This is a genomic window from Edaphobacter modestus (assembly GCF_004217555.1).
Taxonomy (GTDB): domain Bacteria; phylum Acidobacteriota; class Terriglobia; order Terriglobales; family Acidobacteriaceae; genus Edaphobacter; species Edaphobacter modestus.
The window spans coordinates 2633573-2646994 of sequence record NZ_SHKW01000001.1 but is presented as its reverse complement, the minus strand read 5'-3'; the positions used below and the strand labels follow the sequence as shown (position 1 = coordinate 2646994).

The 13422-nt window shown below is 58.7% G+C and carries 15 protein-coding genes; 1 reads left to right on the top strand and 14 read right to left on the bottom strand.

Annotated features, from left to right (window positions below; translation table 11 throughout):
* Positions 1 to 29: 29 nt before the first annotated feature.
* From pyrH to acpS, 11 genes are all read right to left on the bottom strand, one after another.
* On the bottom strand, positions 30 to 734 hold the full coding sequence (gene pyrH, locus BDD14_RS11075; protein WP_130418859.1) for a UMP kinase: 705 nt from the start codon (positions 732 to 734) through the stop codon (positions 30 to 32).
* Positions 735 to 1278: 544 nt separating this feature from the next.
* Positions 1279 to 1725: a hypothetical protein gene (locus BDD14_RS31760; RefSeq protein ID WP_165420026.1), complete on the bottom strand. Its 447-nt coding sequence runs from the start codon at positions 1723 to 1725 to the stop codon at positions 1279 to 1281.
* Between the two features lie 530 nt (positions 1726 to 2255).
* A complete protein-coding gene (locus BDD14_RS31755) occupies positions 2256 to 2411 on the bottom strand; it encodes a phage terminase small subunit (protein WP_165420025.1) in 156 nt (51 codons plus the stop codon).
* Positions 2404 to 3186 (bottom strand): cytochrome c biogenesis protein CcsA, encoded by a 783-nt coding sequence (ccsA, locus tag BDD14_RS11070; RefSeq protein WP_130418858.1) that lies wholly within the window; start codon positions 3184 to 3186, stop codon positions 2404 to 2406. Before ccsA ends, BDD14_RS31755 begins: the two co-directional genes overlap by 8 nt.
* Before the next feature lie 844 nt (positions 3187 to 4030).
* Positions 4031 to 4981 (bottom strand): transporter, encoded by a 951-nt coding sequence (locus BDD14_RS11065; protein WP_207231717.1) that lies wholly within the window; start codon positions 4979 to 4981, stop codon positions 4031 to 4033.
* Positions 4982 to 5061: 80 nt separating this feature from the next.
* Entirely contained in the window at positions 5062 to 5724 is a 663-nt protein-coding gene (gene tsf / locus BDD14_RS11060) for a translation elongation factor Ts (RefSeq protein ID WP_130418856.1), read from the bottom strand.
* Positions 5725 to 5854: 130 nt separating this feature from the next.
* Positions 5855 to 6772: a 30S ribosomal protein S2 gene (gene rpsB, locus BDD14_RS11055; RefSeq protein WP_130418855.1), complete on the bottom strand. Its 918-nt coding sequence runs from the start codon at positions 6770 to 6772 to the stop codon at positions 5855 to 5857.
* Between the two features lie 210 nt (positions 6773 to 6982).
* Positions 6983 to 7378, bottom strand: coding sequence for a 30S ribosomal protein S9 (rpsI, locus tag BDD14_RS11050; protein WP_130418854.1), 396 nt, complete (start codon positions 7376 to 7378; stop codon positions 6983 to 6985).
* Positions 7379 to 7445: 67 nt separating this feature from the next.
* Positions 7446 to 7880 carry a 50S ribosomal protein L13 gene (gene rplM / locus BDD14_RS11045; protein WP_130418853.1) on the bottom strand — a complete coding sequence of 145 codons (435 nt, stop codon included), beginning with the start codon at positions 7878 to 7880 and terminating at the stop codon, positions 7446 to 7448.
* A 407-nt stretch (positions 7881 to 8287) separates the two neighbouring features.
* Positions 8288 to 9595: a hypothetical protein gene (locus tag BDD14_RS11040; RefSeq protein ID WP_130418852.1), complete on the bottom strand. Its 1308-nt coding sequence runs from the start codon at positions 9593 to 9595 to the stop codon at positions 8288 to 8290.
* Positions 9596 to 9666: 71 nt separating this feature from the next.
* Positions 9667 to 10056 (bottom strand): holo-ACP synthase, encoded by a 390-nt coding sequence (acpS, locus tag BDD14_RS11035; protein ID WP_130418851.1) that lies wholly within the window; start codon positions 10054 to 10056, stop codon positions 9667 to 9669.
* 128 nt (positions 10057 to 10184) lie between these two features.
* Here acpS and BDD14_RS11030 point away from each other — a divergent pair, with 128 nt between their 5' ends.
* On the top strand, positions 10185 to 10550 hold the full coding sequence (locus BDD14_RS11030; RefSeq protein WP_130418850.1) for a hypothetical protein: 366 nt from the start codon (positions 10185 to 10187) through the stop codon (positions 10548 to 10550).
* A gap of 280 nt (positions 10551 to 10830) precedes the next feature.
* Here the strand turns inward: BDD14_RS11030 and BDD14_RS11025 are convergent, their stop codons facing one another.
* Genes BDD14_RS11025 through BDD14_RS11015 form a run of 3 tightly spaced genes read right to left on the bottom strand, consistent with a single transcriptional unit; the run spans position 10831 to position 13356 of the window.
* On the bottom strand, positions 10831 to 12171 hold the full coding sequence (locus BDD14_RS11025; protein ID WP_130418849.1) for a transporter: 1341 nt from the start codon (positions 12169 to 12171) through the stop codon (positions 10831 to 10833).
* 46 nt (positions 12172 to 12217) lie between these two features.
* Positions 12218 to 12913 (bottom strand): C39 family peptidase, encoded by a 696-nt coding sequence (locus tag BDD14_RS11020; RefSeq protein WP_130418848.1) that lies wholly within the window; start codon positions 12911 to 12913, stop codon positions 12218 to 12220.
* Positions 12913 to 13356: a hypothetical protein gene (locus tag BDD14_RS11015; RefSeq protein WP_130418847.1), complete on the bottom strand. Its 444-nt coding sequence runs from the start codon at positions 13354 to 13356 to the stop codon at positions 12913 to 12915. The genes BDD14_RS11020 and BDD14_RS11015 overlap by 1 nt, the downstream gene beginning before the upstream one ends.
* Positions 13357 to 13422 lie beyond the last annotated feature (66 nt).

The window sequence follows — 13422 nt, the reverse complement described above, 5'->3', positions numbered from 1 at the left end:
GCGTTTGATGCGGGAAGAGCGGTCGCAGATCAGGCGGTTACGAGTGAGCCGATCTTTTCGCCCGCCACGACGCGGACGATATTGCCTTGCTCCCGCATGCTGAAGACCATCATCGGCATGTTGTTGTCGCGGCACAAGGATACGGCGGTGGTATCCATCACGCCGAGGTTGAGGCGGAGGATGTCGTTATAGGTGATCTGCGCAAACCGGGTGGCGTCTGGAACTTTCTTCGGGTCGGCAGAGTAGATGCCGTCGACCGAGGTGGCCTTGAGCAGGATATCTGCCTTGATCTCCATGGCACGCAGGGCAGCGGCGGTGTCGGTGGAGAAGTAGGGGTTTCCGGTTCCGGCGGCAAATACGACGATACGACCCTTCTCAAAGTGGCGAATCGCGCGGCGGCGGATGTAAGGCTCGGAGACCTGGTGCATCTCGATGGCGCTCATGACGCGACAGAAGATTCCTCGCTTTTCAATCGCATCCTGAAGGGCAATGGCGTTGATGACCGTAGACAGCATTCCCATGTGGTCGGCGGCTACGCGATCCATGTCGATCGCCTGCTGGGCGACACCGCGAAAGAAGTTTCCTCCTCCGACGACGATTCCGACCTGGCATCCGAGAGAGTGCGCGGCTGCTATTTCTTCGGCTACTTTGTGGATGAATACAGCGTCGATACCGAAACCCCGACCGGCGGCCAGTGCTTCTCCTGAGAGCTTTAGGAGGACTCTTTTGTACATGTCAGGTTCAAGTATCGCATGGTGTGACAGGTATTTGGCGGTTCTGTACTGACGGCCGGAGACGACACAGTGTCTGCGCTCGCCGGGGACTACCCCTCCCCCTCTTTTCTGTAAAATATTGATTCTTATCGAGATAGAGGAGGATGTTCGACTTAAAATATTGAAAACAAAGGATTTAAACCCTAAAATATTGTATCCAAAAGGGTTATAGTCTTATCCTGCTTCGCAGGGTTTCCTATCTCCCCACATCTTTCAACTGCACTAGATCCATTGTAGAAGGTCCGAGGAAACTAATCGGCAAATGGATCTCCTTTGTAATGAGTTGTTTTCGTGGTCCACCGCTTGACAGCAAAATCAGATCACGATCTGCGCATACCCCACAACCTTCAACCGCTTGATCGCGGCAAGTGTGGAAGGCGCGAATCATTGCGTTTTCATTTCCGGGTGAAGTGGTGGGCGATGCGGAGATAATTCTGATGGCTGGGAAACCGGGACGGGAACCGTTGAGATTGTGGACTTCCCACCCTACGGCGATAAAACTGCGTCAAGGCTGGGTCACGCCGACACTTGTGTCGGTGCGAAGGGGCGCTGGTGCGAAGGGAGATACGCCTTTGACAGCGAGAGACGAGATCGAATTCCCGAGCCTTGCTTCGCTGCGGATTCTGAAAGAATTTATCAAGCGTCGCGTGGCTCCCCTTTTAGCGGTGCTCATTTGTCTGCAGGCGGCAACCAGCTCGCTGCTTGCGTCCGTCGTCGATTCGGATGGATCTTCCTGCATCTTGGACCATGCCCGAAGGTTGTATGCGTTTATACAGATGCAAAACACATTCGCAGGGATAAAGCCATACTGCGCCGTGTGCATCCCGATCACACAGACGATGAGACTGTTGACGCACGAAACAACAAGACCGGTCCACATCTTTTTTCCGACCAGGATCGTCGCGACGACGGTGAGAAGACAGGATAGATAGTCCAACTGGAACATCGCCACGGCGGGCCTCCGATCGTTGTTGCTGCCCACCCTGTGTAAAGCAATTTGCCCGCCAAGGCGCGGCGCTTCAATGCGAAAACGGTTAGCGGCTGAGGATAAATAAGTTAGCTAAAACAAGCAGGATTTGCGACTGTCACATAAGCGTTGAGCGACGACGTGACGATGACTAGATGCCGTCATTGCGTCGTCACTTTGACAGGCTCGCAGCTCGATCCGAAAGTTCGTGGTCCTGCTGCTGCGGGGCCCCACGGCGAATGCACGGAAGAATTCCCATTGTGCTAGAGGGCATGCATCCAAATATGTATATGTCGGGCGAACTTATACATAAGCCGGGCCAAGTATCTCCATGGCAGTCATTTGCACAAGGATGTCTTTTGGGAGCGTGGGTTTGGATTATGGAAGCAGCCGGAGCAGGGATCAGCTCGGGTGTCACAGCAGGTTGAAGCGGCATATGCGCGGATGTGCCGCGACGGTCCAGTTGGGACCGCCGATCTGGAGCTGCTCAATGATTTCCAGCGCGCGCAGGACGGCTAGCGTCTACCCTTTCTGGTGGCTACCCATTGACGAATGGCGTATGTGCCATAAGCGAGTTGGATCAACCAGACGACACAGTAGATGAGAACAAGATTGCGGTGTCCCAGCGAGGTATCGATCGACGGATCGTAAGGGATGAGTGAGCTAAACATGGATGCTCTCCTGTGCGGTTGAACTATCCGTGACCCGCAATGTCTCTTCCTGCTCCTGGAGCTGCGAGCGAAGCTCGGCCATGTAACGGATGCCGACGATCAGGATTCCCCAGGCGACCCATCCAGCTACGTTCCATAAAGTTGGTTTCAGCATGCTTGGAGCAACACCTGATCCTTCGGCGCCGCCGAAGACAGGCGCAGGATGCTGGGTTCGCCACCACTGTGTGGACATGTAGACGATCGGCATATCCACGAAGCCGAAGATCGCAAGGACAGCGCAGATGGTGGCGCGTGAGCTTCCGGAGGTCAGATGCCGCGTCATGAGGTAAGCGACATAGATGAGCGCCAGCATCAGCGTCGTAGTCAGTCGCGCATCCCAGGTCCACCAGATGCCCCACTCCTCGCGGCCCCACAGGGAGCCGGTCACCATGCCGAGAATGCAATAGAGAACGCCCATCTCCGCTGTGGCTAATGCCATAGCATCGGCTTTTGTCGCCGCCAGGGTGTTCTTGTTTCGAAACGCAAGATACGCGATGGAAGCGAGGAGATTGAGAGGAAGGAATATGGCGGCGCCAATCCAGTTGGGAAAGTGATAGTAGAACGCCCGAATCATATTGCCTTGCTCGGCGTCGGGGGGTGAGCCACGAAGCGCCAGAAACAGACCGTATCCAAGAAGAGAGACGGTAAGAACCGACCACAGCCCGAGAAACACTTTCCCCATCTTCTTCATGCGAGAGTTTTCCCTTCGAATTTCAGCGAGATACTGTTTCGCCATAGTATTTGCTCGCGCCGAAAAGGGAAAGATCCGGTGAGCCGGACGAGGAAGTGGTTGTGAGTGGGATGTTGCAATGGTTTGGAAGTGCAAGAGCGAGAGTTCTGTTTTTCGATCACTCGGTTGGATATACTCCGCAGAGACTGGATCGGGTTGGAGGAACCTCCTGCCAGTTCATTCCCATAATCTCGTGCAACCATATCGTGATCGGTTGCAAAGCAACAGCCGAATCCAGCCATTTTTGCTTGATCGTGTCTGGAGTGGAGGTAGGCGGCAGTCCTGATATTTCGGATTGTTTGTCCCATGCAAGATAGCCAACCACATCCTTCGAATCTGATGATCGTTGTGCAGTGAAAAAGAAGGCCTGCGGAATTCCAAATGGATACTGAGGTTCAGGAAAGATGGGCAGATGCGCGACTGAGTCTGCGTTTAATGCGTTCAGGAGTTTTTGAAACTGAAGCGAAGTAAGTGTCGATTCGTAGATGTGGAGAGTGGCTTGTAGAGCAGGGAGAGTTTGACTCCGGAATTCCATATGGAATTGCCTGTCGTCCCAAACCATGATGCAGGCGCTCCTTGTCGTCCCATTTTTTGTTATATCCATGACTGATTCACGAAGAACAGTGACGACGGGCCTAGAGGCAGTTCCGGCTTGCCCAGGGAGTGCGATTCCAGTTGTGAGCAGGATGCAGGCTGCGTAATAACGCGCCTTGAGAAATCGTACTGAGCGCCTCGATTTGCCGCAGATCACGCAGAGACCTCGGGCCATGTCAATTTCGCCAGCGGCTTTGATCTTATCGCGGGTACGGACGATAGTCCGGAGAAGCATAGATCAAATTCAACGACGGAATCAGGGGCGACCGAACCAGACGTACTGCCAGCCACCGGCGATGGTGTTGAACTTCGAACCGATGTTGCCGGTCACTCCCGAGCTGTAGGAAAGTTTGAAGGATTGTCTCCTGGTAATGGGCAGGGCGAGTGTTGCGCCGAGGCGAGTGTTGGCCTGCCTTTCGGAGGGAACTCCGTCGTTGACGACTGAGGCGCCGCCACCGTACCAGGTAGCGTCGATCGCTGCCCAGAGGCTGCGCCGGAAGGTGTAGCTGGCGTGCGCCTGAATCGCCGTGAGAGAGTCCTGCGAGCGGCTGGAGTGTCCGGTATAGAAGCTCTTGTTGGGGGTAAAGAACCAGATACCGGCGTAGAGATCGAGGTCCAGTTTTTTGAGGGGGTAAGAGATTCCGACTTCGGGCTTGAAAGACCAGCGATTGGTTCCGAGGTTGATGAGCTTGGTGTTGTCGTACTGTCCTGAGGGAGATGTCATGGTGAGACTGGTGCCGAGGATCAGCCGTCGATGCGGGCGGCGGGCGAATTCAGCTGGGGTCATCGCGGGACTGCCGCGAAGATTGATGGACAGGCGAGTCTTCACATCGGCGAGGCCGGAGCGCGAGATGCGGCCTTGCTGGTCTCCGACATCGCCGGAGATGTTGCCCCAGGCGTAGGGGAGTGTGCTGGTGAAGAGAGCCTGTTTCCCGAGGACACCGAAGGTACGCCCTACTCCCAGCGCGGGCGAGTAGAGGGTGGCATTTGCATTGGTAATCGGGAGAGTGGGATCGAAGGCGACCTCTCCACTCGACCGGCCGAATCCGATTCCAATGAAGTTTGTGCCGACAGGCGACGCGGAGTAAGCGCGAGGTTCGAGATCCTGCGCGGCAGCGGCGAGAGCCGAGGTGAGCAGCGTCCACGTCAGAAGCAGCAGAGCCGTGTGGACGGGAGCGAACATGGTGAGAATGTTCGCACAGGACAAACGGAAGTAATACTGAGGACTTCAAAAAAAGAAGAGCCCGGACGGTTGTCCGGGCTCGTTTCTCGATGCGAGAGGTTGCGTTACGCCGAGGCTTCTTCCGTGGAGGTCTGGGCGGTGGTGGCGACGGTCCAGTTGGGATCGCCTACCTTGAAGCGCGCAAAGCGGCGAACGCTGATGTTTTCGCCGAGCTTGCCGACGCGGGTTGCGATGATCTGCGAGATCGTCTGCGACTGTTCCTTGATGAAGGGCTGGTCGAGCAGGCAGACCTCCTCGTAGAATTTGCTCATCTTGCCTTCGAGCATCTTCTCGATGATGTTGGCCGGCTTGCCGGTGGCGGCAGCCTGGGCGCGGTAGATCTCCTTTTCGCGCTCGATGTCTTCGGGGGTGACGTCCTCGCGGCGAACGTAACGCGGGTCGGCGGCGGCGATGTGCATGGCGATGTCGCGGAGCAGCTCCTGGAAGTCAGGGGTGCGGGCGACGAAGTCGGACTCGCAGTTGAGCTCGACGAGGACGCCGATCTTTCCACCGGCGTGGATGTAGGTTCCAACGGAGCCCTCATTGGTGGTGCGCGAGGCCTTCTTGGCGGCCGATGCCATGCCACGCTTGCGGAGGACGACGAAGGCCTCCTCCATGTCGCCCTTGGCCTCCTGCAGCGCCTTCAGGCAATCGCCCATGGGGGCGGAGGACTTTTCGCGGAGTTCCTTGACCAGTTTTGCGTCGATCTTTACGGCAGTCTCAGACATTGCTAATTCCCTTCTTGGTGTAGAGCATGATTCAGGCAAAGGGGGCGCGGGCTGAAGACCCGCGCCCCCCTGATGAAACCAGACGGCGGTTACGGCACTGCAAAATGCTGTGCCCGGAAACCGGCGGGGCTTAGGCTCCGGTCTCGGCGATGGCCGTTTCGGGCTCATCGACAGAGGCTGCGGCGGGCGCCTTGCGGATGTTGCCACCGAGGACGGCGGCGAGGTCAACGTTGTCGTCCTCATCGGCGTCGGCGGCGGTGATGGAGGCCTGAACCTCGTTCAGCTCGCCTTCTTCGCCGACGAATTCGGGAGCGATCTCGGCCTGCTGGACATCGGCGACCTCCTCGGAGAAGGCTCGCTCGGAGACCATCTGGGTTCCCTCGTAAGCGGAGTCGGCGATCTTGGTGGTGAAGAGGCGGATGGCGCGCAGGGCGTCGTCGTTGCCGGGGATGACGTAGTCGACCACGGTGGGATCGCAGTTGGTGTCGACGACGGCGACGACGGGGATGCCGAGCTTGCGGGCCTCGGAGACAGCGATGGCTTCGTTGTTGGAATCGATGATGAAGAGCGCGTCGGGAAGCCGCTTCATGTTCTTGATGCCGGAAAGGTTGGTGGAGAGGTGCTTGCGCTCACGCTCGAGCTTGATGACTTCCTTCTTGGTGAGCAGCTCGTAGCGGCCATCGGTCGACATGTCGTCGAGCTCCTGCAGGCGCTTGACCGACTTCTGCACGGTGACCCAGTTGGTGAGCAGACCGCCGAGCCAGCGTGAGTTGATGTAGGGCATGCCGGCGCGGTTGGCCTCTTCGGCCACGGCGTCCTGTGCCTGGCGCTTGGTCCCGACGAAGAGAACGAGCTTGCCGGCGGCGGTGAGATCGGTAACGAACTTCGACGCCTCTTTGAACATCTTGAGGGTCTTCTGAAGGTCGATGATGTAGATTCCGTTGCGCTCGCCGAAGATGTATTCCTTCATCTTCGGGTTCCAGCGCTTGGTCTGATGCCCGAAGTGGACTCCAGCTTCGAGCAGTTCTTTCATTGTGATGGTAGCCAAATTGAATCTCCTTGGTGAAGGCCCTTGTCGGAGTGCGAACATCCGGGACCTGGATTTATCCCCCGCAGGGGAGATTGGACTCCTTGCCGCGGGTAACGTACCTCCCGCGGGTGATGCGTGCAGGAGCCGGATCGGTTGGATCAGGCTCCTGCCAAGACTGAGGTTCTCAATGCGAAAAGCAACAGCAAAAGACTTTGCTGTGGAGCTTTTTTATCGCTTCGAGAACTGGAAGCGTGCGCGAGCGCCCTTCTGACCGTACTTCTTGCGCTCTTTGGCGCGCGAGTCACGGGTGACGAGGCCTTCGCTCTTGAGCGCCTTGCGGAGCTCAGGGTTGAACACCATCAGCGCGCGGGCGATACCAAGCTTGACCGCGTCAGCCTGACCCATGACGCCGCCACCGCGAACGGTGGTGATGACGTCGAAGGTCTCCCCGATGTCGGGAATGCCGAGCGAACGCCTGGCGGCAACGCGCTGCTGCGCTGTGACGAAGTAGACGTCAACGTCCTTCTTGTTGACGGTGAATTTTCCGCTGCCCGGGCGCAGGAAGACGCGCGCGATCGAGCTCTTGCGGCGGCCGGTGCCATAGTACTGGACGAGATCTGCCATGATGCTCCTTGAACCTTCTTGAAACGGGGCCGAAGCCCATCAAACTGGATAATGCGATCCGCGAAACTTAGGCGGTCGCTTCGAGCGGCTGAGGCTGCTGGGCCTGGTGCGGGTGCTTGTCGCCCTTGTAGACCTTCAGCTTGGTGGCCATCTGGCGGCCCATCTTCGACTTGGGAAGCATGCCCTTGACGGCCTGCTCGACGATCGCTTCGGGACGGCGCTCCAGCAGCTTGATGAAGGACTCTTCGCGGAGACCACCGGGGAAGCCGGTGTAGCGGCGATAGAGCTTCTGGTCAGCCTTGAGGCCCGTGAGGACGATCTTTTCGGCGTTGATGATCACGACATGGTCGCCGGTATCGATATAGGGCGTGTAGATCGGGTTGAGCTTGCCGGACAGCACATTGGCTGCCTGGGTCGCGAGGCGGCCAAGCGTCTTGCCGCTGGCGTCGAGGACAAACCACTTGCGCTGAATCTCTTTCGCGCTCGGAATCCTGGTGGACATCGTCTTAAGTACTCCCTGGTTCTGCCGTCTTCCATGGTCGGCGTGATGCTGAGGAAGAATGATGGAACGGATAGGTACAGCATGGTGAAACGAAGTTCTGTGACGAACCTGTATACCTCCCAGACGTCTGGGCGTGACAACCCAATCGCCTGGATTGCGCACAGGGCCTGGTTCGGGGGCCTGAGGTGTGGGTGCTTTGGGGGCCAATTGCTTTCTGCCCCGGTGGATCCACCACGATGTCTCACTGCGATCCGGGCATAAATGCACTCAGACGTGCAGGTGCGAGACTGCGCGAGTTTTCAGGATATCTGAGGTTTGGGAGGGAGTCAACGAAGTTTCGGGCGAAGATGCCATCCCTGAGAGCGAAATTCATGAGAGGAGGAGAGGAAAGATCCCTCCCGGAGTCTTCACGAGGTTACCTGGGCGGGTCGGACGCCGGCTTCGTCGACCGGGAGAGAGTGCGGGGCCGACCGGATGCGCTGCAAGGAGAGGGAGAGCAGCCAGGAGTAACCGGCCAGGAGGAGGAGATCGAGGGTAAGAAAGAGGAGGTAGATGGGCTTGCCGGAGAGGAGATCGCGGTGCAGTTCCTGGGCCGGCACCTGGCGAAGGAGCGTGGACCAATAGCTGTGCTCGATCACGCCTACGACGCTAAACCCTGCGAATGCTGAGAGTTGAAGCTTCGAGGCCGAGGTGAGGAGAAGACAGATGGGGAAGAGGGCAAGCATCAGGTACGGAGGCCAGGACTTCTTGGAGAAGAGCAGGAGCGCGAGTGTGACGGCGGCGAAGGCGAAGGTGACCACGCGGAGGCGGGAGGTATGACTGGCTGCGCGCGCGGCCTGGCCTATCAGGAGAAAGAGGGCGGCCAGAGCGACGAGAAGGAAGAGGTCCCAGAGGCGTGAGGGGAGGGAGATGCCCAGAAGGGTTTCGACCAAGTAGGGAAGATTGCTCGCCTCCTTGATGTTCCCTTCGTGCTGGAGGGGGACCAGGATGGGCAGATGCATGGCGACGGAGGTTCCGTAGACGAGGAGAACGGGAATGGCGAAGCCTGCCATCCAGCGCCAGCGCCTGACAAGCGTCACGAAGAAGACGGGGACGTAGACGAGGGGAAGGAACTTGACGGCTGCAATGGCGGTCCCAACCGAGACTTCCGAGAGCAGTTCTCTCCGTCGAACGAGCAGGAGCAGGGACAGAGCGAAGAAGACGGCGATGATGACCGTGTCCTGACCGTCGACCGCTACAAACTGCAGGCTGATGGCATTGGAGAGATAGAGAAGGGTCGCGGTGCGAAGCTCGGTCTCCGAGAGCAGGGTGCGGCCGAAGCGCAGCCAGAGAGGAAGCAGAGCCGCCTCGACGAGGATTGCGAGAAGAATGATGGCGAGGGGCGTATGCCAGATGCGGACGGCGATAGCGTCCAGATAGGGGTGAAGCGGCGCATAGCTGCTGAGGAAGTCGCGATATGGCAGCTGGCCACGGAGGACGGAGAGCGCCTCGGGCCAGTAGTAGGCGGGAACATCGCCGCGGGGAGCGAGGCGGAGGATAAAGAAGATGGCCGCAAAGAGGCCGAGACGAGTGATCAGAAACGCCGCGGCGGCGAGGCGGTCAAAGCGCAGGCTGGGGAGGCGGCGCAGGTAGGTGCTGGAAGACAGGGGGATGGAGACCGCACCTGCAAGGATGGCGAGAGCGCCGCGGGCTATAAGAGTCTGCTGGCCAGTCAAAGTGGAGAAGATCCTCCTGCGGGGAGATTATGTGATGCACAGAACAGAAGCCTGTGAATGACTTCTTTAGATTAGAGCGGTTCGCCTTCGGCGATTACGACGGCGAAGGCGAGATCGCGGCCGTGGGTGAGGCTCAGGGAGAGGCGTGCGATCCCGAGCAGGTCGGCAAGCTCGCGAGCTCGCCCGGTGAAGTGAAGCGTGGGCCTTCCGGAGGGTTCGCGGCGCACCTCAATCTCTTTCCAGGCGACACCGTGGCTGATGCCGGTTCCGAGCGCCTTGGCACCGGCTTCCTTGGCGGCAAAGCGTGCCGCGAAGCTCTCCGAGGCGTGGTTTTTTTTGCGCTGACAATAGGCGATCTCGCCGGGAGTAAAGACGCGCTGGAGGAATCGCTCGCCGAACTGGGTGATGCTGCGTTCGATTCTGCTGATTTCGATCATGTCCGTACCGACGCCGACAATCATGATCGGGTTTCCGTGCGCTCATTCGTCATATGACCACCGTACCGCGACCGGGATCACGCTACAACTGTTTGACACCGATGAAGGCTTAGGATCGGTTGATCTCAAAAGGGAAGGACCCCAAAAAAATTATGCCCTCACTCGACATTCAGGGGTTCAGTTATGACGAGCGCTCGGGCGTGCTGCCGGAGCTGCTGGCCTCTCTCGCGGACTGCGGGGGGTGGGTTCTGGACCGGCGCACCCTCTCCTCGAAGACGATGGAGCTGCGCGTTGAGGTGCAGCTTCGCTCGATTCTCGATCTGTACGGATCGATCGTCGCGACCGGACTTGAGCTCACCCGCTCCTCACACATGGCACTGACGGATCTGTGCACGTGCCGCAGTAACCTGACGAACACTCTGGACCTGGGAGGTGTGGTGACGGTAAGGATGGAGATCAGTTTTCTCGAAGAGATTACGCTGCACTCGCTTCTCGAATCGGGCATGACTCCGTCGTAGAAGGAAAAATGGCGATGGGGGATCGCCCAATTCATACCCCATCGCCGGAGACCGGCATTACCGGAGTTGCTGGTTGCCTTCACGCCTTCCCCGATGGATACGTTCAGCGAAGACGTGCCCTCACGCTAATACTCGGCAGGGGTGAAGTTGTCAGGAAGCTGTCAACAGATTGTGATTTCCTGACAACGTCAATCCGTTGGTCTGAGGTAAAGTTCGGTAGAACGGGAGAGCTGCACGGCGCGTATGGAGATCAGGCGTTCCTTCCTCATATTCGCTTCACTTAGTGGACGTTGCTCTTTGGGTGCCAGAGGGCTCTTCGTATGGGCAGGCCAACGGAGAACTGCAGGTTTGGCGTGTCCGGGGTGAGGCCGACGCCGAAGCTGAGATCGAGGGTTCTGCCGGGGGCGTACAAGTAGGACGCGCCGAGCCGCAGCGAACCTTCCACGAGGAACGAGGCGGGGATGGTCTTGTCGTTCAGGGTGGTGGCTCGGGTGAATCGCTGGTCCCAGCCGATGGTCATCGAGGTCTCGGGATTGAGCGAGAGGATGGAGCCGAGCTGGAAGCCGACGGAGTCGCCGGGCTTGAAGTGTCCAGGAACCATGGCTCCCGGGTTATCGGGGTCGTTGGCCGGAATCGAGTGGGTTCCACTGAGGTTTGCTGTGTAGGAAAGATTGCCGAAGAAGACGACGGGATCGTTGGACTTGGCGGCGGTGAGATTTCCCTGCACGGCGTTGAAGCCTGTGCCGAGTGCGGTCTGGCTGCTGTTGAGATTGAAGCTGTCGACTCCGGTGGTGGTCTTGAATCGCACATTCGCCAGCAGGTCGGGAACGCGGCCACGTTCGAGCGTGAGCTGTCGCGACAAGCCGAAGGTGATGTCGCCCAATCCGAAGGTGCTTTGCGAGGTCTGGGTATTGTTTACGTCTGTGGTGCGATTCAGCTGATAGCCATAGGGAATGTAGGTATCGAACTGCAGCTTGTGGGGGAGACCCAGGCGGGCGGAGAAGGTCGGAAGGAGAAGATCCTTGCGCACCCGCTGGGAGGAGATATCGCCGACGACGAGAACCGGCAGAAGGGCGAAGCCGTCGATATTGATTCGATCGGTGGTGGAGCTGAAATAGGAGGTTGTGTTGTCGAGCTCGACGGTTCCAGGGGGCAGCAGCAGGCCGCCGCGCACGATGAGGGCCTGATCGAGTGCCTGACTCGCCTGCCGCTCTTCGATGTCGTATCCGGAGTTGGTGACGACGGAGTTGACGGCTGTGACGGCTCCGGTGCGCGGCGCGGGCGAGGCTGTGGCGGAGGAGGACGAGACTGAGACGGGTTTGGCCGCGATGAGTTCCTTCGGTGAGGTGGTGAAGCCTCCATTGACGCGCCACTCCAGTTCTCCTACGCGCTCGAGGAGATTGCGGATGATGGCGTCGCGCTCGCGGAGAGCGTCGTTGAGTCGCTGATTGACGGCCGTCAGCAGGGAGTCCTGCGGGGAGAGCGGCTGATTGGTTTGCGGTGGGCGGGTTTGTAATTGGGGCGGTGCCGGAGAAGCCTGATGTTCCTGAGCCTGGCTTGCGGTGGCCGAACCTACGAGAACCCAGCAGATCAGTGAGGCGCAATATCGTTTCATCATCATGGACTGCATCGATCTTGCCTTTCGCTTTGTATCGTTCCGGAGGAGATCAATAGAGATAGTTGGGTGGTATGGCAACGCCGATTCCGCGCTGAATGATGCTGGGGTCGGGGATGCTACGGGAGGCGATGGAGGGATGCTTTTCGGTGATCATCAGATCGGTGGGAGGATGCACGACGAAGGCGATGCCTTCTTTCCATAGCGACTCGAATCGATCGACCCGCATGGTGAGGTTACCGAAGCCGGGATCGGCTATGATGACCCGTCCTCCGGTGATCTGCCGCACCACGATGAAGTGATCAAAACCCTTGAGCCGGATGGGGACGATGACGGCGGTCTTCTGCGAGACGAGCTCTTCGATCGACATGCCGGAGTAACCCTCAGCGTGGTATCCGCGAGCCTGGGCGAAGCGCTTCAGGTCGAGGAGCGAGAAGCCCCCGCGAGCGCGCACGCGCACAGGATCGACGCGATGGAGAATCCAGACGACGATGGAGGTTTCGGGGGTATCGTCCTTGAACTCGTAGGTGAGCAGGGTGCTCAGCGCGGCGGCTCCGCAGCTCATGTCCCACTTCTGCCGGACGACGCCTTCTCCACGAATGTCCTTGAGAGAGCGAATCTTCTTGCTTCCCTGCGCGTCCGCGCCTTCTCTGGTTTGAGAGGACGCGGAGGCAGGGAAGAACAGGGCGCTCGTCATCAGCGCGAGTGCCGTACACCAGGGCCGGAACCGTATTCGGGGCAGGTGCATTAGTGTTTCCCATTCAGATTCGACTGTGTCAGGGTTCCCACAGTGGAGTTGATGTTTACGTTGAGGTTGAGCAGGACGTTGATCTTCGAGTTCACGGCGTTGATGTTCACCAGCGAACTCAGATTCTGCTGTGCATTGCCATTCAGGCTGAGCGTTCCTACGGTGTTGCCTGCAAGAGGACCGCTCTGAAGGGCGAGCGAGCCTGTGCTCGAGACCAGACCGTTGGCTGTGGGCGTCTGCCCCTGAAAGCGGACTACGCCGTCGGAGATTCCGGCGGAGATGGTTCCGGCCGTAACCTGGTCGAGCGCAGCATCGCTGAGAGGCATTGCCCTGGTTTGAGTCCTGGCCTGGGCGCGTGCTTGAACCGGCGTTTGCGCGCCGGCCTTCGCCATACCTGCTGAACTCAGCAGAGCCAGAACCGCTATCACAAGAATTCGTCGCATACGATACTCCCTTGAATCCAGTGAAGGAGCGAGCGGAACGCGAGCGGATCCGGACAGGAGTACTGT

Bases quoted from the DNA above. Each gene is read 5' to 3' on its own strand.
- pyrH (WP_130418859.1), bottom strand. From the start codon at position 734: ATGTACAAAAGAGTCCTCCTAAAGCTCTCAGGAGAAGCACTGGCCGCC.
- BDD14_RS31755 (WP_165420025.1), bottom strand. From the start codon at position 2,411: ATGTTTAGCTCACTCATCCCTTACGATCCGTCGATCGATACCTCGCTG.
- ccsA (WP_130418858.1), bottom strand. From the start codon at position 3,186: ATGGCGAAACAGTATCTCGCTGAAATTCGAAGGGAAAACTCTCGCATG.
- tsf (WP_130418856.1), bottom strand. From the start codon at position 5,724: ATGTCTGAGACTGCCGTAAAGATCGACGCAAAACTGGTCAAGGAACTC.
- rpsI (WP_130418854.1), bottom strand. From the start codon at position 7,378: ATGGCAGATCTCGTCCAGTACTATGGCACCGGCCGCCGCAAGAGCTCG.
- rplM (WP_130418853.1), bottom strand. From the start codon at position 7,880: ATGTCCACCAGGATTCCGAGCGCGAAAGAGATTCAGCGCAAGTGGTTT.
- acpS (WP_130418851.1), bottom strand. From the start codon at position 10,056: ATGATTGTCGGCGTCGGTACGGACATGATCGAAATCAGCAGAATCGAA.
- BDD14_RS11030 (WP_130418850.1), top strand. From the start codon at position 10,185: ATGCCCTCACTCGACATTCAGGGGTTCAGTTATGACGAGCGCTCGGGC.
- BDD14_RS11025 (WP_130418849.1), bottom strand. From the start codon at position 12,171: ATGATGATGAAACGATATTGCGCCTCACTGATCTGCTGGGTTCTCGTA.
- BDD14_RS11020 (WP_130418848.1), bottom strand. From the start codon at position 12,913: ATGCACCTGCCCCGAATACGGTTCCGGCCCTGGTGTACGGCACTCGCG.
- BDD14_RS11015 (WP_130418847.1), bottom strand. From the start codon at position 13,356: ATGCGACGAATTCTTGTGATAGCGGTTCTGGCTCTGCTGAGTTCAGCA.